Here is a 19,487-nt window from a genome sequence, read left to right on the forward strand (position 1 = left end):
ACGTGGAAATCGGGGAAAAAACGCGGTTCACTATACCCAGCATGGGGGGCGCCTGCCTGTTCGCCGGCATCGTGGCCGATGCGGTCGCTATCGCCACCAGTTGAGAATTATTCTCAACTAGAATCGCGGCCATGGAGTTGCCGATGCAAGAACATGCCGTGTTGCTGCGGGCCTATGCCCGCGTGCAGGAGCGTTGCTCGCGCCTGCTGGCGGAGCAGGCCGCGCGGGTCGAAAGGCTCGAGGCGCAGATCGTGCGATTGCGCGGCGCGCTGGTGGCGCGCGACTCGGCCATTGCCATCGTGCGCGAGGAATTGGCCGTGCGCGCCGCCACGGGCGGGGCGCTGCCCAAGCGGCTGAACGCCTTGCTGTCGCCGGGCAGTCGACGGCACCTGAAGGCGCCGCCGCAGCAGCCCTCACAGCCTTCGCAGGTGCCTGCCGACCTGCGTGAGAAAGCCGTGCTGTGCATCGGCCAGGAAGACGAAGCGCCTTCGCTGGCCCGCCAGCTGGTGGAAATCGCCGGCGGCCGCTACCTGCACCACGACGGCGGCGACCACGCGGACGACCCTGCACTCGAAGCCAGCCTGCGCGCGGCCGACCTCGTCATTTGCCAGACCGGCTGCGTGAGCCACGGTGCCTACTGGCGTGTGCAAGACCACTGCCGGCGCACCGGCAAACCCTGCGTGCTGGTCGGGGAGCCGCAGCCCATGCTGTTCGTGCGGCACCCCGCCGAAGTGCAAAGCGCCTAGCTCTTCAGCCAGTTCGCCATCTTGGCGGTGTCGTGCGCAAACAGGCGCCAGGTGGTCACGCCGGTCGGCAGCACCAGCGGCAGCTTGATGAGCTTGCGGTCGCGCGCCACGATGGCCGTGAACTTCGCCGTGTCGCCCAGGTACAGCGCCAGGTCGTCGAGCTTGGCGATGCGCCAGGCCTGCGCCGGGCGCTGCGCGCCTTTGCCCCCGGTGCGCCCTGTGCGCCCGACAGCGGGCAGCTCGATGCCGATCCACTCGTCGTTCGCACAGAAGCCGGCCTTTTCGGCCGCGCCGCCGCGCAGCACCACCTTCACCTGCACGCTGCCGCCGGTTTCGGCCACGCGCAGGCCCAGCACCTGGGCTTGCTGCGACGGGTCTTCCAGCGTGGCCACGCCGTGCGCGCGCAGCAGGGGCGCCAGCGGGAGGTCTTCCGTCGAATGCACCCAGCGCGCGAGTTCCACCGCGTACGAACGGCCGCTCACGGCCTCCAGCGCGGCGGCGATGTCGGCCTCGCTGATCGGGCCACCCATCTGCCCACCCACCTGCCCACTGTTCCCGCTGTGCGTCCACAAGTGGCGCATCACGTCGTCCAGCGTCCCCTTGCCTTCGAGGCGCAGCGTGAGGTCCAGGCACAGCGCCACCAGCGCGCCCTTGGTGTAGTAGCTCACCGTGCTGTTGGGCGTTTGCTCGTCCTGACGGTAGTACTTGACCCAGGCGTCGAAGCTGGCGTCGGCCACCGGCTGCACCAGGCGCCCGGGCGTCTGCATGACCTGGTTGATGGTCTTGTTCAGCAGTCGCAGGTAGGCGGCGTCTTCGATGCGCCCGGCGCGGCGCAGCAGCAGGTCGTCGTAGTAGCTGGTGAAGCCTTCGAAGAACCACAGCAGCTGGGTGTAGTTTTCTCGGCTGTAGTCGTAGCGCGCGAACTCTGCGGGCCGCAGGCGCTTGACGTTCCAGGTGTGAAAGTACTCGTGGCTGATGAGGCCCATGAGCGTGGTGTAGCCCTCGGCCTGCTTTTTCTTTTCGCCGCGCTGCGGCAGGTCGCGGCGGTTGCAGATCAGCGCCGTGGAATGGCGGTGCTCCAGCCCGCCGTAGCCGTCGTCCACCGCATTCAGCATGAACACGTAGCGGTCGATCGGCAGCTTGGGCCCGCCGCGCTTGCCGACCTTGTCGCCGTGCCAGAAGCGCATTTCGGCTTCGCAGATGGCCTGGGTGTCGGCAATGAGCTTGTCGCCGTCGAACGAGGCCGCGGCGCCCGCGACTACGAAACGGTGCGGCACGCCGCAGGCGTCGAACTCGGCGCTCCAGAAGGCGCCCATTTCGACCGGGCTGTCGACCAGCTCGTCGTAGCCCGAGGCCTGGTAGTTGCCGAAGCCTTGCTTGTCGGTCTTGAGCGGCACCAGCGCGGTGGCGCACGACCAGCGCGGCGCCTCGGCGTGCTGTGTGGCTTGTGCGGATGGCGCGGGCGCGACGATCTCCAGCGCATGCGGCGCATCGGTCTGCCCCTCGACGCGCAGGCACACGCTGGTGCCGTTGAAGAAGCCGCGGTCGGCGTCCAGCCAGGCGGTGCGCACCGAGTTGTCGTACGCGCAGACCTGGTAGTGCAGCACCAGCGGCTGGCCGGGCGTGCAGTCGATTTGCCAGCTGCATTTGTCGAGCTGCGTGAGCACGGGCTTGCGGCGGCCCTGCGTGGCGCGCAGGCCCTGCAGGTTCTTGGCGAACTCGCGCACCAGGTAGCTGCCCGGAATCCACACCGGCAGCGACACCTGCTGCTGCGCGGCGGGCGCGTCGATGGTGAGCGTCACGGCGAACAGGTGCGCGTGCAGGTCGGCGCATTCGACGCGGTAGCGCACGCCCGCCATGTTTTTCGCGGTAGTGGCGGTAGTGGCGGCAGTCGCTGCCTTGGCTGTCTTGGCCGCTGTGGCAGCAGCCGTCGCGCGGCGCGGTGCGGTCTGGGTCTTCGTCGCCATCAGCTGGACGAGGCGGCGAGTTGCTTTTCGACCTGCTCGGCGGGAATGGCACCCGGCGTGCGCGTGCCGTCGCTGAAGATCAGCGTGGGCGTGCCGGTGATGTTGTACTTGCGGCCGAACTCCACGTTGCGCTGCAGCGCGGTCACGTCACAGTTGCCCGCTGCTGTCACCGGCTTGGCGCTGGCTTCCATCCAGTCGCCCCAGGCCTTGCCCTTGTCCTTGCTGCACCAGATGTCGCGCGACTTCACGGTCGAATCGGGGCCGAGCACCGGGTACAGAAACAAGTACACGGTGACGTTGTCGACCGTCTTCATGTCCTTCTCGAAGCGCTTGCAGTAGCCGCAGTTCGGGTCTTCGAACACGGCCAGCTTGCGCTTGCCGTTGCCGCGCACGATCTTGATCGAGTCCTTCAGCGGCAGCTGGTCGAAAGCGACCGCGCTGAGCTTTTCCACGCGCTCTTCGGTCAGGTTCTTGCGCGTCTTCACGTCGATCAGGTTGCCCTGAATGAGGTAGTTGCCCTGCTCGTCGGTGTAGAAGATTTGCGCGCCGTTCACGCGCACTTCATAGATGCCCGGAATCGGCGACTTGCTCACCTCGTCGATGGCCGGGAACTGCGGAATGCGAGTGGGCAGGTTCTTGCGGATCTCGGCTTCGCCGGCGGTGGCGGCCATGACCGCACCCAGCGTGCAGGCGGCGAGAAGGAGGTTGCGTGCGAGTGTCATCGGGAGATCCGTTGGTTCGATTCGTCAGGAAAGTTCAGGCCTCTAGGCCTCTAGGCTTTCAGGCCCATGGCTTGCGCCGTGATCCAGTGCTTGACCAGGCGTGTGCGGTCGAAACCGCGCATGCCCCAGTTGCGCAATGCAGGAAGTGGACCCAGGCTGTGCGAGAAAAGTTGCTGCAGCCCGTCGGTGGCCAGGCTCATCTGCAGCACGTCGGTGCGGCGCTCGCGCTCGTAGCGGCGCAGCAGGCGCGCGTCGCCCACGCTGCGCCAGTAGTCGCGGTTCTCGATCACCTCTGCCAGCGCGGCCGCGTCGGCCAGGCCCAGGTTCAGGCCTTGGCCCGCGAGCGGGTGCACGGTGTGGGCGGCGTCGCCCGCCAGCGCCCAGGAGCGGGTCGGCTGGCCGGGCATGGCGCCGGTCCAGCGGTCGGCAATGGCGCGGGCCAGCGGCCAGGCGCCGCGCTCGCTGGTGAGCCGCAGGGCGCCCAGGGCGTTGTGGCTGGCCTCGGTCACCAAGGCATTGAATTCGTCGTCGGCCTGCGCCAGCAGGGCCGGGGCGCGCAACTGGTCGACCGACCACACCAGCGCCACCGTCTTGCCGTTCGTGTCGCCCAGCGGCAGCAGCGCCAGCACCTCGCCCTTGTCGTTGAACCACTGGCGCGCGATGCCGTCGTGCGACTGCTCGCCTTCCATGCGCGCCGCAATCGCATGCTGCGGGTAGCGCGTGACCTGGTAGCTGACGCCGAGCGCCTCGCGCGTGGCGCTGGCCTTGCCTTCGCACACCACCGTCAGCGGCGCGGCGACCGGCTCGGTTACTACCTCGATCTGGGGCTGGAAGCGCACTGCGTCGGCCAGTTGCTGCTCGAGCGCGGGCACGTCGACGATCCAGGCCAGCGCATCGACCTTCTGGCGCTCGGCGCTGAACTGCACCCGGCCGCCTTCGTCGCCATGCACCAGCATTTCGCGCACGGCGGTGGCGTGGGCCGCGTCGGGCCAGGCGCGCAGCGACTCCAGCAGGGTGCGGGAGGCGGTGTTCAGCGCATAGGCGCGAACATCGCGAACGTCTTCCTTGCCCGGCGTGGCCGGGGGCACGACCAGCGCGACACGCACACGCTCGCGCGCGAGCAGCAGGGCCAGCGTGCGGCCGACGATGCCGGCGCCACGAATGCAAACTTCTGGGGGGAGGGCCATGAAACGATTGTAAGAACAAGCCCGCCCGGCGGCGCCGGGGGCGTTTCCCTCGGGCGCTGAAGGTCTTGCGGCCTTCGCGACAGTCCTCGCGATGTCCCACATGGTGGCCCACACGATGCAGGACAATTGCCGCCGAATTTCAAGGAATCCCCACCGTGTCCCAGCCCGCTTTCGACCTCGAGGCCACCATTGCGCACCTGTTCATCTACCCGGTCAAGTCCTGCGGCGGGGTCGAGCTCCCCGAAATGCTGCTGACCGAAACCGGGCTGGAATTCGACCGCGCCTGGATGGTGGTCGACGCGCAAGGCGACTTCGTCACCCAGCGACAGCTGCCGCGCATGGCGCTCGTCAAGCCGCAGATGAAGCACATGGAAGTGGTGCTGCGCGCGCCCGGCATGCTGGCGCTGCACCTGGCCTTCGACCGGGTCGAGAAGCCGGTGCGTGTGCGGGTCTGGAAGGACGACGTGGCCGCCTACGACATGGGCGACATCGCCGCCCAGTGGTTCAGCGACTTTCTCTCCGAGCCCGGCAAGCCGCAGACCCTGCGCCTGGTGCGCTTCGACCCTGAGCACAAGCGCCTGTCCAGCATGAAGTGGACCGACGGCGTCGAGGCGGAAAACCAGTTCGCCGACGGCTTCCCGGTGCTGGTGGCCAGCGAAGGCTCGCTGGCCGACCTGAACGAGCGGCTGGCCGCGGCCGGCCACGAGGCGGTCGGCATCGAGCGCTTTCGGCCCAACATCGTGCTGGCCGGCATGGAGTCGCATGACGAAGACCGCGTGGATGCGCTGCACATCACCACGGCCGAAGGCGAGGCCGAGCTGCGCCCCGTCAAGCCCTGCACCCGCTGCCCGATTCCGGACATCGACCCCGCCACGGCCCTGAGCAGCCCCGAGGTCGGCGACATGCTGCGCAGCTACCGCAAGGACCCGCGCGTGGACGGTGCCATCACCTTCGGCATGAACTGCATCGTGATCCAGGGCGTGGAGTACACGCTCAAGGTGGGCCAGCCCGTGGGTGCGAACTACAAGTTCGAATGACGGGCGCCGGGTCGGCGGCTCAGAAGCGCACGCCGGCGATCAGCATGATGTTGGCGTAGGGCGTGCATTCGCCCGTGCGCACGATGGCGCGGGCCTTGGCGCTGCGGCGCTTGAACTCTTCATGCGACACCGTCTGCGGCGCGATGCCGAGCGACTGCGGATACCAGCCCGGCAACTGCCCGGCCTCGCCGAGCGCCTCGCCCGCCACCACGATGCTCTCGACCTGCATCTCCGACAGCACCGCCTGCAGCACGTCGGCAAGCTGCGGCACGCCGCGCGCCACGGCCAGGTCGATGCGGCGCGGGCCATCAGGAATCGGCAGGCCGGCGTCGCCGAGCACGAGCATGTCGCCATGGCCGAGCGAGGCGATCACGTGGGACAGTTCGGCATGCAGCAGGGCGGTACGTTTCACAGGGCGGTCCAGTCGGGGGGCAGAGGGCTTTGCAGCACGGCGTCACGCCGCGGAATGGAAGGCTGGGCGCCGGGCTGCTGAATGCACAGCGCCGCGGCGCGGATGCCCAGGCGCACGGCGTCGTCGAAAGGCTGGCCTTCGCCCAGCGCCACCGCCAGCGCACCCAGAAAGGTGTCGCCGGCCGCCGTGGTGTCGACCGCCTGCACCTTGGGCGCGGGATGGTGGCGCGCGCCGTCGGCATCCACGGCCACCGCGCCGCGCGCACCCAGCGTGACCACCACGCGCGCAATGCCCTTGGCACGCAGCGCCTGACCGGCCTGCGCTGCTTGCTGCGGCGTGTCGGCCGCCTGGCCACACAGCGTCTGCGCCTCGATTTCGTTGACCACCAGCGTGTCGATCCGTGGCCACAGCGCGTCGGCAATGGGTTGCACCGGCGACGGGTTCAGCAGCACCTTGCAGCCCGCCCCGTGCGCCACCGCAATGGCGCGCGCGACCTGGTCCATGGGGGTTTCGAACTGCGTCACCAGAAACGCGGCGCCTTGCACCTGCTGCTTCAGCGCGGCCTCGTCGAGTTCGACCCGGGCATTGGCACCGGGCACGATCACGATGCGGTTCTGGCCGCTGTCTTCGACGAGGATCAGCGCCGTGCCGGTCGGCTCGCCAGCAACGGTGCGCAGCATGGCGGTGTCGATGCCGTCCTGCTCCAGCGCATTGCGCAATGCGGTGCCGTGCGCGTCGTCGCCCACGCAGCCGATCATGCGCACCTGGGCGCCTTCGCGCGCGCAGCTCACGGCCTGGTTGGCGCCCTTGCCGCCGGGAATGGTGGCAATCGAATGGCCCTGCAGGGTTTCGCCCGCAGCCGGCGCGTGCGGCACGCGTAGCACCAGGTCCATGTTGAGGCTGCCGAGCACCACGATGCGCGGCGGCGGGTTGCTGGCGGAAGAAGGCTTCGGCGTCACAGGTATCTCGGGTATCACGGGTGTCACTGGATGCGGGACTTTCGGGTTGCCGTTGCAGGCGTTTCGGTGGACGGCACGGTCGGTTCGCGAAAGCTCGCGTGGCGTGCCGTGGAGGCACGCACGCGCAGCTCGGGTTGCAGCACCACCTTGCGCGCATCGCGGCGCTTGCCGCTCACGCGCTCCAGAAGCATGTCGACCGCCAGCGCGCCAATGCGCTCCTTGGGCTGCGCCACGGTGGTGAGCGGGGGGCTCGTGTAGGCCGACAGTTCGATGTCGTCGAAGCCGACGATCGAGAGTTCGTCGGGCACGTGCACGCCGCTTTCATGCGCCGCGCGCAGCGCGCCGATGGCCATCAGGTCGTTGCAGACGAACACCGCCGACGGCTTTTTCTCGGTGCGCAAGATGGCGTGCATCGCCTCGTAGCCGCCCTGGCTGGTGAAGCCGCCGCGCCACAGCAGCGTGTCGGCGTTGGCAATGTCGGGCGTGGTGCCGGTCTCGGCCAGCGCCATGCGCCAGCCTTCGATGCGCTGCTCGCTCGGCATCACGCCCACCGGCCCGCCAATGCAGGCAATGCGCTTGTGGCCCAGCGACAGAAGATGCCGCACGGCCAGCAGGCCGCCCTGCATGTGCGCGGTTTCCACCAGGTCGCAGCTCGGGTCGGCGATTTCGCGGTCGACCAGCACCGTCGGCACGCGCAGGCGGTGCAGCTGCTCGGCCAGCGAGTGGTCGTCGTCCGCGCCGGTCGACACCACAATCAGCCCGTCGATGCGGCGCTCGGCCAGCACCTGCAGGTACACGCTCTGGCGGTGCGGCTCGTCGTCGGTGTTGCACAGCACCAGCGTGTAGCCCGCCGCAAAGCAGCGGTCTTCCACGATGCGAACAATCTCCGCGAAGTAGGGGTTGGAGCTGTTCGGAATCAGCATGCCCAGCGTGGAGGTGGTGTTGCTCTTCAGGCTGCGCGCCATGGCGTTGGGCACGTAGCCCAGCTCCCTGATGGCCAGCGTCACGCGCTCGTGCACCTTGGGGCTCACGTGGCGGGTGTCGTTGACCACATGCGACACGGTGGTGACGGAAACCTCCGCCTTCAGTGCGACGTCCTTGATGGTGGCCATGGTTCTTGCAGTTCCTCGTGGGGTGGTGTGTCGTCAGGCCAGGCGGCGGTCGGCACGGCGCTGGCGCAAGGTGTCGATGATGACGGCCACCACGATCACGGCGCCGGTGATGATGCGTTTGCTCGGTTCGCTCGCGCCCACCTGGGCCAGGCCGGCCTCCAGCACCGCGATGATGAGCACGCCGAAGAAGGTGTTGACGACCGAGCCGCGCCCGCCCATCAGGCTGGTGCCGCCGATGACGACCGCCGCAATCACCTGCAGCTCGATGCCCACGCCGGCATTCGGGTCGGCGGCCTCCAAGCGGGCCGACTGCATCAGGCCCGCGAGCCCGGCCAGCAGGCCGGTGAGAGCGAACACGATGATGCGCAGCGGGCGCGGGTCCACGCCCGCCAGGCGCATGGCTTCTTCGTTGGTGCCGATGCCCACCACGTGCCGGCCGAACACCGTGCGCGTGAGCACCACTTGCCCCACCACCACCAGCACCACCGCCAGCACGAAGGCCGCGGAGATGCCGCCGATCCACGGCGCGGCCAGGCCAGAGATGGCATCGCCCACGTACTGCGTGCGCGAATCGGTCACCAGGTACGCGCCGCCGCGCACGGCCTCGAGCATGCCCAGCGAAACAATGAAGCTGGGCAGCCGCCAGGCGACCGACACCGCGCCCGTGACCGTGCCGCAGATGAGGCCGGTCACCAGCCCCAGCACCGCGGCCACGGGCACCGAGAGCTTCCATTCAAGAATGGCGGCTGCGGTAACGGCCGCGCTCAGCGCCAGCACCGAGCCCACCGACAGGTCGATGCCCGCAATGATCAGCACGAAGGTCATGCCGACGGCCATCACGGCCAGCGCTGGAATTTCGTTGGCGATGGAGACGAAGGTCTCGCGCGTGAGGAAGTATTCGCTCATGGAGCCGAACAGCGCGATCATGCCCACGAGCACGACGGTAAGGCCCAGGTAGGTGCCCAGCTGGCCCTTGAGGGCAGAGGGTGCGGATGCTGCAGAGGGCGCGGAGGGCGCCGAGGTGGAGGTCGAGTCGGGTGCGTTCATGGTGTGCCGGCGGTGACTGGGGTCGAATCGGGGGCAGGGACGGCGGTGGCCGCAATGGCAGTTGCCGTCAACGAAGGCGCGGCGCGCCCGGTGGCGTCGCTGAAGGCGGCGGCCAGGAGCGACTGTTCGCTCCATTCGCCGCGCTCGAACACCGCGACCAGCCGGCCGGCGCTCATCACGCCGATGCGGTCGCACATGGCCATCAGTTCGCGCAGGTCGCTCGACACCATCAGCAGCGCGCGGCCGTCGTCGGTCATGCGGTCGAGCTGGGCATAGAGGTCGGCGCGCGCGCCCACGTCCACGCCGCGTGTGGGTTCGTCCAGCAGCAGCACCTTGCATTCGCGGTGCAGCCAGCGTGCGAACACCACCTTCTGCTGGTTGCCGCCGCTCAGCGTGGCCACCGGCTGTTCGATGCTGCGCGAGCGAATGCGCAGCAGCTCGACCAGGCGCTGCGCAATGCCGCGCTCCTTGGCGCGCAGCAGCCAGCCGCCGCGCGACACGGCGCCCAGGTCGCTCAGCGTCGCGTTCACGCGGATCGACTGCGTCAGCAGCAGGCCTTGCGACTTGCGGTCTTCCGTGACCAGCCCGATGCCCGCGCGAATCGCCTGCATCGGCGAGCGCCAGCCCTTGCGGGCGTGGTGCGTGACCTTGCCGTTCTCTTGCAGGGTGATCTCGCCGCGGTCGGCACGGTCGGCGCCGAACAGCAGGCGCACCAGCTCGGTTCGGCCCGAGCCGACCAGGCCGGCCAGCCCCATCACTTCGCCCGCACGCAGGTCGATGTCGATGTCGCGCACCGCCTGCGCCCGGCCGATGCCGCGCGCGCTCAGCAGCACGGGGCCGGCCGTGCGGCGGGCGCGGCCTTCGTGTTCGTGCACCTCGCGCCCGACCATGCGCTGCACCAGTTCGGCCTCGCGCACGCCGGCCATGGCGCGCACGTCGACCAGGCGGCCGTCGCGCAGCACGGCCACGCGGTCGGCAATGCGCTGCAGCTCTTCGAGGCGGTGCGACACGTAGACGATGGCCACGCCGCGCGCCTTCAGCAGGTCGATCTGCTCGAACAGGTGCGAGGTTTCGCGCGGGGTCAGCATGGCGGTGGGCTCGTCGAGCACCAGCACGCGGGTGTCGTCCTGCAGGTTGCGGGCAATCTCGACCATCTGTTGCTGGCCGATGCCCAGCCGCGCCACGGGCGTGGCCGGGTCGATGTTCTGCATGCCGATCTTGGCCAGCTGCTGCGCGGCCAGCGCGTTCAGCTGGCCGCGGCGGATCCAGCCGGCCTGGTTGGGCAGGCGGTCCAGCAGCAGGTTCTCCGCCACCGACAGGGTGGTGACGAGGCCGAGCTCCTGCATGACCATGCGCACGCCCAGGCGCTCGGCGTCGCGCCGCGAGGCGGGCGCGAAGGGCTGGCCGTTGAGCAGCATCTGCCCGCGCGTGGGCTGCACCAGGCCGCACACCATCTTCGACAGCGTGCTCTTGCCGGCGCCGTTCTCGCCCGTGAGGGCCAGCACTTCACCTGCGTTGAGCACGAGCGAGACGCCGTCCAGCACCGGCGCCGCATAGTCCTTGCCCATGGCGCTCAGCGAGAGCACCGGGGCGCTGTGGTTGTCTTCAGCCATCGATGGCACCTTCATTCCAGAAACACCACGGAACCGGCTTTGCCGGGCCGCAGGTGTTGCCCCCGGCAGGGGGGGTGGCGAAGCGGACACGAAGTGCCGCGCAGCCTGGGGGCGAGCAACATTTACTTCGAGTCTTTGGTGACCAGCACCACGTCGGTCTTCACTTCGGCGGGCATCTCGGACTGCTTTTTCTTGTCGGCGATGGCCTTCAGCGCGGTCTCGATGCCGAACACGGCCTGCTTGGCGGCGAACTGGTCGGCCGTGGCGAGCACGCGGCCGTCTTTCAGCATCGGCTTGATGGCGCCGATGTTGTCGTAGCCCACCACCAGCACCTTGCCGGTCTTGCCCGCGGCCTTGACGGCGGCCACGGCACCCAGCGCCATGCTGTCGTTGCCGGCCAGCAGGGCCTTCAGGTCGGGGTGCTCGCGCATCATGCCGGCGGCCACCGTGTTGCCCTTGTCGATTTCCCACTGGCCGGACTGCACGCCCACCACCGTCACGCCCGCGGCCTTCATGGCGTCCTGGTAGCCCAGCGTGCGCTGCTGCGCATTGAAGGTGGTCGACACGCCTTCGATGATGCCGACCTTGTCGCCCGACTTCAGTTGCTTGGCAAGCGCGTCGCCCACCAGCTTGGCGCCGGCGCGGTTGTCGGGGCCCACGAAGGGCACCTGAATGGCCTTTTCCTTCAGCGCCGCGGCGTCGAGCTGGTTGTCGATGTTCACCACCAGAATGCCCTTGTCGATGGCGGCCTTGATGACCGGCACCAGCGCCTTCGAATCGGCCGGTGCGATGACCAGCGCGTTGATCTTCTGCGCCACCATCTGCTCGACCATCTTGATCTGCGCGGCGGTGTCGGTCTCGTCCTTGATGCCGTTGGCCACCAGCGTGTATTCCGAGGCATGCGCCTTCTGGTGGGCCTTGGCGCCGTCTTCCATGGTGCGGAAGAACTCGTTGGCCAGCGACTTCATCACCAGCGCCACCTTGGGCTTGTCCTGGGCCAGGGCGGGGGTGGCGGCGAAGGCGCCCAGCAGCGTGAGAGCGGCGGCGCTTTGCAGGGTACGGCGGGTGAACTTCATGGTGAATGTCTCCTGAGGTGGTTGAGCAGCGGGTACGCCGGTCTGGGCCGGGGGGCTTCGATGTTAGCCGAGGGAAACGTTTGCGCAAACGTTTGCTAATGGGGTTTAACCCTGATGTCGGAGGCGCGCCAAACAGGCTTCGAAGCCCCGCCGGACGGGCGCGTCACCATGCTCGCCTAAAATCGCCGGTTACCCAAGAGGACCTCCCATGAGTTTGCAATGCGGCATCGTCGGCCTGCCCAACGTCGGTAAATCCACCCTTTTCAATGCGTTGACCAAGGCCGGCATCGCGGCGGAAAACTACCCCTTCTGCACCATCGAGCCCAATGTGGGCGTGGTCGAAGTGCCTGACCCGCGCCTTGCCCAGCTGAGCGAAATCGTCAAGCCCGAGCGCGTGGTACCCGCCATCGTCGAGTTCGTCGACATCGCCGGCCTGGTGGCCGGTGCCAGCACCGGCGAAGGCCTGGGCAACAAGTTTCTCGCGCACATCCGCGAGACCGATGCCACCGTCAACGTGGTGCGCTGCTTCGACGACGAGAACGTGATCCACGTGGCCGGCAAGGTCGATCCGATCTCCGACATCGAAGTGATCCAGACCGAGCTGTGCCTGGCCGACCTGGCCACGGTCGAGAAGGCGCTGCACCGCCACACCAAGGTGGCGCGTTCGGGCGACAAGGAAGCGCAGAAGCTGGTCGGCCTGCTCGAGCGCTGCCAGGCCGCGCTGAACGAGAACACGCCGGTGCGCGCGCTTTCGTTCACCAAGGAAGAGCAGCCGCTGGTGAAGACCTTCACGCTCATCACCGCCAAGCCCGCGATGTTCGTGGGCAACGTGGCCGAAGACGGCTTCGAGAACAACCCCTACCTCGACCGCCTGCGCGAGTACGCCACCAAGCAGGGCGCGCCCGTGGTCGCCATCTGCGCCAAGATCGAGGCCGACCTGTCGGAGATGGACGACGAGGACAAGAAGATGTTCCTCGCCGAAATCGGCCAGGAAGAGCCGGGCCTGAACCGCCTGATTCGCGCGGCCTACAAGCTGCTGGGCCTGCAGACCTACTTCACCGCCGGCGTGAAGGAAGTGCGCGCCTGGACCATCCACATCGGCGACACCGGCCCGCAGGCGGCCGGCGTGATCCACGGCGACTTCGAGAAGGGCTACATCCGCGCCCAGACCATCGCGTTCGAGGACTACATCGCGTTCAAGGGCGAGCAGGGCGCGAAGGACGCGGGGAAGATGCGTTCGGAAGGCAAGGAATACGTCGTGAAGGATGGCGACGTGATGAATTTCCTGTTCAGCTCCTGATGCCTTGAGCGCAGCCCCGTCTTTGATGAGTCATCCAAAAGATCGTCGTCATCGCGGGGCCCAACGGGGCTGCAAAACCACTGTCGCTCGCGCTTTCCTGCCGGAAGAGGCGCAATGCCCGCGGTTCATCGACGCAGACCTGATCGCGGCCCGCGTTGGTCGTCGGGAGAGTTTTGCGTTCGACACAACGCTGTCGGGGCTGGGTAGTGCGTTAGATGAGGCCGCCGTACGCAAGAACACCGCCATCGTTGTGCAGCGCGATCAGAAACTGGTTCGCATCACAGCGGAAGGACTTCGAAAAACCGGGGTGAAGTGCGGTCCTGTCACTTCGCTGCCTGCTGCTTTCCCCACACCACCGTGTCGTCCACCGCATACGCGGCACATACGACCTTGCGCGCCGTGCACCCCTTGAGGTGCTCGGTCAGCGCGGCCGAGTTGGTGGCCGTGCCGAACTTGTTGTCGCTGGTGATCAGGAAGGCGCGCGGATGCGCCTGCAGCAGGAACTGCCGGTAGGCCACGCGCATGGGTTCCGAGCTGCCGCCCAGTGCGGGCAGGCCGGCCTCGTCGGCCAGGTCTGCATGGCCCGACGGCGTGGGTTCGCCATTGGGGCCGAGCACCACGCCCACGTTCTTCAGCAACTCGCGCCAGGTGGCCAGCTCTGCGGTCACGCGCTGCGGCAGTTCCATCACCCATTGCGCCGGATAGGCAAAACCCAGGTTCGCGCCGCCCGGCGTCACCCGCACGGTGACACCCACCAGCCGGCCTTCGGTGTCGAACAGCCCGCCGCCGCTCGAACCGGCGGACACCGGCGCGGAAGTCTGGATGATCGGCAACTGGCCCTGCGCCTTCGGTCGCAGCGCGGAGATGAGACCTTCGCTCAGCGTCAGCTCGAGGCCGTGCGGGCTGCCGATGGCAAACACACGCTGGCCCACGCGCAGACCGTCGACCGGTGCGATGGGCACCGCAGGCAACTGCAAGGGCGTAGAGGTGAGCAGCACGCACAGGTCGCGCGACGGATCGGGGTCGCGCAGGATGCTGTTGATCTTCAGGCTCGCCTGGCCCTGCGTTGCGGTGACCGACACCGCGCCGTCCACCACATGGCACGCCGTGACCAGGGCGCCCGTCGTGACGGCGACCGCGCTGCCGATGGCGGCCTCGTTGTTGCCGTGGTCGCCTTTCACGGTCCACACCGCGGGCGAGGCCTTGCGAAACACCTCCTCGGGCTGCAGTGCCCACGCGTGGCAAGCCGACACCGCCAGCCAGAAGCCGGCTGCAGGGAAGGCCCAGCGCCGCAGGGTGTTTGCCGTCATCTTCCGGAGTGTAGGAATCGCCGATGAAGGCGGCCGTAGGCGATGGTGCCGATCGGTGTGTCGGTGCAGGGTCTTCGCCCGGTTGTTCGTTAGACTGCCCGCGCTCCGAATTCCTTCACAAGGCCCGCCCCCATGCTCACCGTTCACCACCTCAACAATTCGCGCTCGCAGCGTGTGCTCTGGCTGCTCGAAGAACTCGCGCTGCCCTACGAGATCGTGCACTACCAGCGCGATCCGCAAACCATGTTGGCGCCCGCTTCGCTGCGGGCCGTTCATCCGCTGGGCAAGTCGCCGGTGGTCACGACAAACGACGGCCTCACGCTCGCGGAATCGGGCGCGATCATCGAGACCGTCATCGAGCGTTTCGGCCAGGGCCGTCTTGCGCCCGCGGCCGGCACGCCCGAGGCGCTGCGCTACCGCTACTGGCTGCACTTTGCCGAAGGCACGGCCATGTCGCCGCTGCTGCTGAAGCTGGTGTTCGACCGCATCGAGACCGCCAAGATGCCGTTCTTTGCCAAGCCGATCGCCAAGGCCATTGCGGCCAAGGCCAAGGGCTCGTTCATCAACCCGAACATCACGGGCCACCTGAACTTCATGGAAGCCGAACTCGGCAAGAGCGAATGGTTTGCCGGCGACGAATTCAGCGGCGCCGACATCCAGATGAGCTTTCCGGTGGAGGCCTCGCAGGCGCGCGGCGGGCTCGACGCCAAGCGGCCGAAGCTGATGGCCTATCTGGAGCGCATTCATGCGCGGCCGGCCTACAAGCGCGCGCTCGAGCGCGGTGGCCCCTACGGCCTGCTGAGCTGATCAGAAGATCTGCAGCAGCGCCATCGTCATGGTGATGTAGCGCAGGAACTTGCCCACTGCCATGTAGGCCACGCAGGGCCAGAAGGGCAGCTTGAGCCAGCCGGCCACTGCGCACAGCGGATCGCCAACCAGCGGCAGCCAGCTGAGCAGGCAGGCCTTCGGGCCGAGCCGCTCCAGCCAGCCCAAAACGCGTACGTGGTGTTTCGAGTGCGAGTATTTGTCCGCCACCTTGTTCGCGCCGTAGCCCATCCACCAGTCGACCGCGCCGCCCAGCGTGTTGCCGATGGTGGCCACCGCAATGGCCGACCAGAACATGTCGGGGTTGAGTTTGAGCAGGCCGAAGAGAAACGGCTCCGACCCCACCGGCACCAGCGTGGCAGAGACGAACGCGGCCACGAACAACGTCGAGAGACCGTACTGCGGCAGCGCCAGCAGCGCCATGAGGGAGTCGAGCCAGGCTTGCATAAAGTGGGGTAGGGGCCGCGCAGTATAGGCAGCGCTCACGTCGCCAGCACGTGGGAGAAGGCCCCGCGAAGCACCCGTATTTACGCGGGTACCCAGAGCGCAAATCGTTTCAGTCGCTGAAATGCGGCGTGGCTACAATCGTGCCTCATTTTTCAGCAGCCGAACGCGCACCGCTCCCCTCCCAATGACCTTGCAGATCGGCACCCACACGCTGGAAAACCGCCTGTTCGTCGCGCCCATGGCCGGCGTGACGGACCGGCCGTTTCGCATGCTGTGCCGCGAGCTGGGCGCGGGCTATGCGGTCAGCGAGATGGTCACTTCGCGCAAGGAACTGTGGGGCACGCTGAAGACCTCGCGCCGCGCCAACCACGAGGGCGAGCCCGGCCCCATCGCGGTGCAGATCGCCGGCACCGACGCGGCCATGATGGCCGAGGCCACGGTCTACAACATCGAGCGTGGCGCGCAGATCATCGACATCAACATGGGCTGCCCGGCCAAGAAGGTCTGCAACAAGTGGGCCGGTTCCGCGCTGATGCGCGACGAGCCGCTGGCGCTGGAGATCGTGCAGGCCGTGGTCGACGCGGCGCAGCCGTTCAACGTGCCGGTCACGCTGAAGATGCGCACCGGCTGGAGCCACGACCAGCGCAACGCGGTGAAGCTGGCGCGCGACTTCGAGTCGGCCGGCGTGCAGATGCTCACCGTGCACGGCCGCACGCGCGAGCAGGGCTACAAGGGCCATGCTGAGTACGACACCATCGCCGCCGTGAAGGCTGCGGTGCGCGTGCCGGTGGTGGCCAACGGCGACATCCGCTCGCCGGAAAAAGCGCGCGACGTGCTCGCGGCCACCGGCGCCGACGCGGTGATGATCGGGCGCGCCGCGCAGGGCCGGCCATGGATCTTTCGCGAGATCGCTCACTTTCTGGAAACCGGCACGCACCGCGCGCCGCCGCTGGTGGCCGAGGTGCGCCGCCTGCTGCTCGACCACCTTGTGGAGCACTACGCCCTGTACGGCGACTACAGCGGTGTGCGCACCGCGCGCAAGCACATCGGCTGGTACGTGCGCACGCTGCCCGACGGCGAGGCGTTCCGCGCGCGAATGAACACCATCGAAGACTGTGCCGAACAGCTGCGCGCGGTCGGCGACTATTTCGACGGGCTCGCGGACCGCATGGAACGCATGCCCGTACAGCACCTGGCAGATGAGGATCTGTCCGGTGAAGAGGAGGCGGCCTGCGCCGTCGATTGAGAGGAAAAGAAGAAGCAATGAGCAAGAAACACATCGAGGACTGCGTGCGCACAAGTCTTGACAGCTACTTTCGCGACCTGCGCGGCACCGAACCCGACGGCATGTACGAAATGCTCGTGCGCGTGGTCGAGAAGCCCCTGCTCGACGTCGTCATGACGCGCGCCGAGGGCAACCAGTCGAAGGCCGCGCAATGGCTCGGCCTGAACCGCAATACGCTCCGCAAGAAATTGGTCGAGCACAAACTTTTGAAATAACTTCACGGCACATCCATGGCTCAGACCGCACTCATCTCCGTTTCCGACAAGACCGGCATTCTCGAATTTGCCCAGGCGCTCCATGCGCTGGGCATCAAGCTGCTGTCCACCGGCGGCACCGCCAAGCTGCTGGCCGACGCCGGCCTGCCCGTCACCGAAGTCGCCGACCACACCGGCTTTCCTGAAATGCTCGACGGCCGCGTGAAAACGCTGCACCCGAAGATCCACGGCGGCCTGCTGGCGCGCCGTGACGTGCCCGCGCACGTGGCGGCCATCAAGGAACACGGCATCGACACCATCGACCTGCTGATCGTCAATCTCTACCCGTTCGAAGCCACCGTGGCCAAGCCCGGCTGCACGCTCGAAGACGCGATCGAGAACATCGACATCGGCGGACCGGCCATGGTGCGCAGCGCGGCCAAGAACTGGAAGGACGTGGGCGTGCTGACAGACGCCTCGCAGTACGCGGTGGCGCTGGCCGAACTGAAGGCCGACGGCAAGCTCAGCGACAAGACCAAGTTCGGCTTTTCGGTGGCCGCGTTCAACCGCATCGCCGACTACGACGGCGCCATCAGCGACTACCTCTCGGCCATCGACTTCGACGCCAGCATCGGCCAGGGCGCGCCCAAGCGCTCGCTGTTCCCGGCGCAAAGCAACGGCCGCTTCGTGAAGGTGCAGGACCTGCGCTACGGCGAGAACCCGCACCAGCAGGCCGCGTTCTACCGCGACCTGTATCCGGCACCGGGCTCGCTCGTGTCGGCCAAGCAATTGCAGGGCAAGGAACTCAGCTACAACAACATCGCCGATGCGGACGCCGCATGGGAATGCGTGAAGAGCTTCGACGTGCCGGCCTGCGTGATCGTGAAGCACGCCAACCCCTGCGGCGTGGCCGTGGGCAAGGACGCGGCCGAGGCTTACGGCAAGGCCTTCAAGACCGACCCGACCTCGGCCTTCGGCGGCATCATCGCCTTCAACCGCCCGGTGGACGCAGAGACGGCGCAAGCCATTGCAAAGCAATTCGTCGAAGTGCTGATGGCACCGGGCTACACGCCCGAGGCGCTGGAAGTGTTCCAGGCGACCAAGGCCAAACTCAATGTGCGCGTGCTCGAAATTGCGCTGCCCAAGGGCGGCACCACGGATTGGGAGAACGGCCGCAACGCGATGGACGTGAAGCGCGTCGGCTCGGGCCTGCTGATTCAAACCGCCGACAACCACGAGCTCGCGGCCAGCGACCTCAAGGTGGTGAGCAAGAAGCAACCCACGCCGCAGCAACTGGAAGACCTGCTGTTCGCATGGAAGGTCGCAAAGTACGTGAAGAGCAACGCGATAGTGTTCTGCGCCAACGGCATGACGATGGGTGTGGGCGCCGGCCAGATGAGCCGCCTCGACTCCGCGCGCATTGCCAGCATCAAGGCCGAGCATGCCGGCTTGTCGCTGAAGGACACCGCGGTGGCCAGCGACGCCTTCTTCCCGTTCCGTGACGGCCTGGACGTGGTGGTGGACGCGGGTGCGAGCTGCGTCATTCAGCCGGGCGGCTCGATGCGCGACCAGGAAGTGATCGACGCCGCCGACGAGCGCGGCGTGGTGATGGTGCTCTCAGGCGTGCGTCACTTCAGGCATTGAGCGACGGGGCCTTCGGCGGCCGCGAGCCTTACTCGTGGTTGCCGAAGCGGTACTTCAGCTGGAAGGTGATGGCACCGTACAGCCGGTTCTTGATCGTCGGCACGTAGGCGATGTTCAGGCCCCAGTTCCTGCCTTCGATGGCGGCCGTCGGAATGATGGCCGGGAACCAGTTGCCATTGCGGTAGTTGGGGTAGCCGTCGAAGCCGCCCACCACCGCGCCCAACTTCACGCCATAGAACTCGAACGGCAGCACGTACAGCCCGACATAGTTCGACTGCTTGCGGTCGCTGTTGTAGAAGGTGCCGGCCGTGACGCGGTAGGTGTCGCTCAGCGGGTACTCGAAACCCAGGCCCTGGTTGACGTTCTCCAGGCCCTTGCTGCTGTCGAAGTGCGCCGAGTAGAAGCCGGGGTTGATCCAGATGTTCTTCGGCTCGAAGGTTTGCGCCAGGCAGAGCCCGGGCAGAAGAAGGGCAGCCAGCTTCGGCAGCATGCGCAAGGGGGTCATGGGCTCGAACGTCCTCGGTATTCGTCGGCGGTCCGCTTCGATGGCGCCCGCGCTTTTCTTGCTCCCCTGGTGCTGCCCGCGAAGTTCGCTTCGTCGAGT

The 19,487-nt window shown here is 67.5% G+C and carries 19 protein-coding genes; 7 read left to right on the plus strand and 12 right to left on the minus strand.

What is annotated here, in order from left to right:
- Window positions 1–143: 143 nt before the first annotated feature.
- Window positions 144–746, plus strand: a complete 603-nt coding sequence (locus VLK31_RS19815; RefSeq protein ID WP_409170143.1) for a DUF2325 domain-containing protein — start codon at window positions 144–146, stop codon at window positions 744–746.
- Here the strand turns inward: VLK31_RS19815 and VLK31_RS19820 are convergent.
- The 3 genes from VLK31_RS19820 to VLK31_RS19830 form a co-directional block, all read right to left on the minus strand.
- The gene (locus VLK31_RS19820; protein ID WP_409170283.1) at window positions 743–2,605 is read right to left on the minus strand and encodes a M61 family metallopeptidase; all 1,863 of its coding nucleotides are present in this window, start codon (window positions 2,603–2,605) and stop codon (window positions 743–745) included. The two genes, VLK31_RS19815 and VLK31_RS19820, sit on opposite strands and share 4 nt — an antisense overlap.
- Before the next feature lie 107 nt (window positions 2,606–2,712).
- Entirely contained in the window at window positions 2,713–3,435 is a 723-nt protein-coding gene (locus VLK31_RS19825; RefSeq protein ID WP_409170144.1) for a DsbC family protein, read from the minus strand.
- A gap of 50 nt (window positions 3,436–3,485) precedes the next feature.
- Window positions 3,486–4,622, minus strand: a complete 1,137-nt coding sequence (locus VLK31_RS19830; RefSeq protein ID WP_409170145.1) for an FAD-dependent monooxygenase — start codon at window positions 4,620–4,622, stop codon at window positions 3,486–3,488.
- A gap of 155 nt (window positions 4,623–4,777) precedes the next feature.
- Here VLK31_RS19830 and VLK31_RS19835 point away from each other — a divergent pair, with 155 nt between their 5' ends.
- Window positions 4,778–5,659: an MOSC domain-containing protein gene (locus VLK31_RS19835; protein ID WP_409170146.1), complete on the plus strand. Its 882-nt coding sequence runs from the start codon at window positions 4,778–4,780 to the stop codon at window positions 5,657–5,659.
- A 19-nt stretch (window positions 5,660–5,678) separates the two neighbouring features.
- Here the strand turns inward: VLK31_RS19835 and rbsD are convergent, their stop codons facing one another.
- The 6 genes from rbsD to VLK31_RS19865 all read right to left on the minus strand — a co-directional run bounded on the left by rbsD (window position 5,679) and on the right by VLK31_RS19865 (window position 11,878).
- Window positions 5,679–6,071 (minus strand): D-ribose pyranase, encoded by a 393-nt coding sequence (gene rbsD / locus VLK31_RS19840; protein ID WP_409170147.1) that lies wholly within the window; start codon window positions 6,069–6,071, stop codon window positions 5,679–5,681.
- A complete protein-coding gene (gene rbsK / locus VLK31_RS19845) occupies window positions 6,068–7,030 on the minus strand; it encodes a ribokinase (RefSeq protein ID WP_409170148.1) in 963 nt (320 codons plus the stop codon). Before rbsK ends, rbsD begins: the two co-directional genes overlap by 4 nt.
- A 23-nt stretch (window positions 7,031–7,053) precedes the next feature.
- Entirely contained in the window at window positions 7,054–8,142 is a 1,089-nt protein-coding gene (locus VLK31_RS19850; RefSeq protein WP_409170149.1) for a LacI family DNA-binding transcriptional regulator, read from the minus strand.
- A 33-nt stretch (window positions 8,143–8,175) separates the two neighbouring features.
- Window positions 8,176–9,189 carry an ABC transporter permease gene (locus VLK31_RS19855; protein WP_409170150.1) on the minus strand — a complete coding sequence of 338 codons (1,014 nt, stop codon included), beginning with the start codon at window positions 9,187–9,189 and terminating at the stop codon, window positions 8,176–8,178.
- Complete coding sequence (locus VLK31_RS19860; protein ID WP_409170151.1) at window positions 9,186–10,802, minus strand: sugar ABC transporter ATP-binding protein; 1,617 nt, start codon at window positions 10,800–10,802, stop codon at window positions 9,186–9,188. Before VLK31_RS19860 ends, VLK31_RS19855 begins: the two co-directional genes overlap by 4 nt.
- 122 nt (window positions 10,803–10,924) lie before the next feature.
- Window positions 10,925–11,878 (minus strand): sugar ABC transporter substrate-binding protein, encoded by a 954-nt coding sequence (locus VLK31_RS19865; RefSeq protein WP_409170152.1) that lies wholly within the window; start codon window positions 11,876–11,878, stop codon window positions 10,925–10,927.
- A gap of 208 nt (window positions 11,879–12,086) precedes the next feature.
- Here VLK31_RS19865 and ychF point away from each other — a divergent pair, with 208 nt between their 5' ends.
- Window positions 12,087–13,178 carry a redox-regulated ATPase YchF gene (ychF, locus tag VLK31_RS19870; RefSeq protein WP_409170153.1) on the plus strand — a complete coding sequence of 364 codons (1,092 nt, stop codon included), beginning with the start codon at window positions 12,087–12,089 and terminating at the stop codon, window positions 13,176–13,178.
- 323 nt (window positions 13,179–13,501) lie between these two features.
- On the opposite strand, the gene VLK31_RS19875 is transcribed toward ychF, so the two are convergent.
- Window positions 13,502–14,488: a S1C family serine protease gene (locus VLK31_RS19875; RefSeq protein ID WP_409170154.1), complete on the minus strand. Its 987-nt coding sequence runs from the start codon at window positions 14,486–14,488 to the stop codon at window positions 13,502–13,504.
- A gap of 132 nt (window positions 14,489–14,620) precedes the next feature.
- Here VLK31_RS19875 and VLK31_RS19880 point away from each other — a divergent pair, with 132 nt between their 5' ends.
- Window positions 14,621–15,295, plus strand: a complete 675-nt coding sequence (locus VLK31_RS19880) for a glutathione S-transferase (RefSeq protein ID WP_409170155.1) — start codon at window positions 14,621–14,623, stop codon at window positions 15,293–15,295.
- On the opposite strand, the gene VLK31_RS19885 is transcribed toward VLK31_RS19880, so the two are convergent.
- A complete protein-coding gene (locus tag VLK31_RS19885) occupies window positions 15,296–15,760 on the minus strand; it encodes a YqaA family protein (protein WP_409170156.1) in 465 nt (154 codons plus the stop codon).
- A 184-nt stretch (window positions 15,761–15,944) separates the two neighbouring features.
- On the opposite strand from VLK31_RS19885, the gene dusB reads away from it, so the two are divergent.
- From dusB to purH, 3 genes are read left to right on the plus strand one after another with little or no spacing between them, the layout of a single operon-like run.
- Window positions 15,945–17,006: a tRNA dihydrouridine synthase DusB gene (gene dusB / locus VLK31_RS19890; protein ID WP_409170157.1), complete on the plus strand. Its 1,062-nt coding sequence runs from the start codon at window positions 15,945–15,947 to the stop codon at window positions 17,004–17,006.
- Between the two features lie 17 nt (window positions 17,007–17,023).
- The gene (locus tag VLK31_RS19895) at window positions 17,024–17,260 is read left to right on the plus strand and encodes a Fis family transcriptional regulator (protein ID WP_007838304.1); all 237 of its coding nucleotides are present in this window, start codon (window positions 17,024–17,026) and stop codon (window positions 17,258–17,260) included.
- Window positions 17,261–17,275: 15 nt separating this feature from the next.
- Window positions 17,276–18,883, plus strand: a complete 1,608-nt coding sequence (purH, locus tag VLK31_RS19900) for a bifunctional phosphoribosylaminoimidazolecarboxamide formyltransferase/IMP cyclohydrolase (protein ID WP_409170158.1) — start codon at window positions 17,276–17,278, stop codon at window positions 18,881–18,883.
- A 28-nt stretch (window positions 18,884–18,911) separates the two neighbouring features.
- Here purH and VLK31_RS19905 read toward each other — a convergent pair whose 3' ends face one another.
- The gene (locus VLK31_RS19905) at window positions 18,912–19,388 is read right to left on the minus strand and encodes a hypothetical protein (RefSeq protein ID WP_409170159.1); all 477 of its coding nucleotides are present in this window, start codon (window positions 19,386–19,388) and stop codon (window positions 18,912–18,914) included.
- Between the last annotated feature and the right edge of the window lie 99 nt (window positions 19,389–19,487).

The sequence above is a fragment of the Variovorax sp. H27-G14 genome, from assembly GCF_046156345.1.
Taxonomy (GTDB): Bacteria; Pseudomonadota; Gammaproteobacteria; order Burkholderiales; family Burkholderiaceae_C; genus Variovorax.

Excerpts from the sequence above, each read along its gene's own strand:
- VLK31_RS19905 (WP_409170159.1), bottom strand. The coding sequence starts at position 19,388 with ATGACCCCCTTGCGCATGCTGCCGAAGCTGGCTGCCCTTCTTCTGCCC.
- VLK31_RS19860 (WP_409170151.1), bottom strand. The coding sequence starts at position 10,802 with ATGGCTGAAGACAACCACAGCGCCCCGGTGCTCTCGCTGAGCGCCATG.
- VLK31_RS19820 (WP_409170283.1), bottom strand. The coding sequence starts at position 2,605 with ATGGCGGGCGTGCGCTACCGCGTCGAATGCGCCGACCTGCACGCGCAC.
- VLK31_RS19880 (WP_409170155.1), top strand. The coding sequence starts at position 14,621 with ATGCTCACCGTTCACCACCTCAACAATTCGCGCTCGCAGCGTGTGCTC.
- VLK31_RS19830 (WP_409170145.1), bottom strand. The coding sequence starts at position 4,622 with ATGGCCCTCCCCCCAGAAGTTTGCATTCGTGGCGCCGGCATCGTCGGC.
- VLK31_RS19885 (WP_409170156.1), bottom strand. The coding sequence starts at position 15,760 with ATGCAAGCCTGGCTCGACTCCCTCATGGCGCTGCTGGCGCTGCCGCAG.
- VLK31_RS19865 (WP_409170152.1), bottom strand. The coding sequence starts at position 11,878 with ATGAAGTTCACCCGCCGTACCCTGCAAAGCGCCGCCGCTCTCACGCTG.
- VLK31_RS19875 (WP_409170154.1), bottom strand. The coding sequence starts at position 14,488 with ATGACGGCAAACACCCTGCGGCGCTGGGCCTTCCCTGCAGCCGGCTTC.
- VLK31_RS19895 (WP_007838304.1), top strand. The coding sequence starts at position 17,024 with ATGAGCAAGAAACACATCGAGGACTGCGTGCGCACAAGTCTTGACAGC.
- VLK31_RS19850 (WP_409170149.1), bottom strand. The coding sequence starts at position 8,142 with ATGGCCACCATCAAGGACGTCGCACTGAAGGCGGAGGTTTCCGTCACC.
- VLK31_RS19825 (WP_409170144.1), bottom strand. The coding sequence starts at position 3,435 with ATGACACTCGCACGCAACCTCCTTCTCGCCGCCTGCACGCTGGGTGCG.
- VLK31_RS19815 (WP_409170143.1), top strand. The coding sequence starts at position 144 with ATGCAAGAACATGCCGTGTTGCTGCGGGCCTATGCCCGCGTGCAGGAG.
- ychF (WP_409170153.1), top strand. The coding sequence starts at position 12,087 with ATGAGTTTGCAATGCGGCATCGTCGGCCTGCCCAACGTCGGTAAATCC.
- purH (WP_409170158.1), top strand. The coding sequence starts at position 17,276 with ATGGCTCAGACCGCACTCATCTCCGTTTCCGACAAGACCGGCATTCTC.
- VLK31_RS19855 (WP_409170150.1), bottom strand. The coding sequence starts at position 9,189 with ATGAACGCACCCGACTCGACCTCCACCTCGGCGCCCTCCGCGCCCTCT.
- dusB (WP_409170157.1), top strand. The coding sequence starts at position 15,945 with ATGACCTTGCAGATCGGCACCCACACGCTGGAAAACCGCCTGTTCGTC.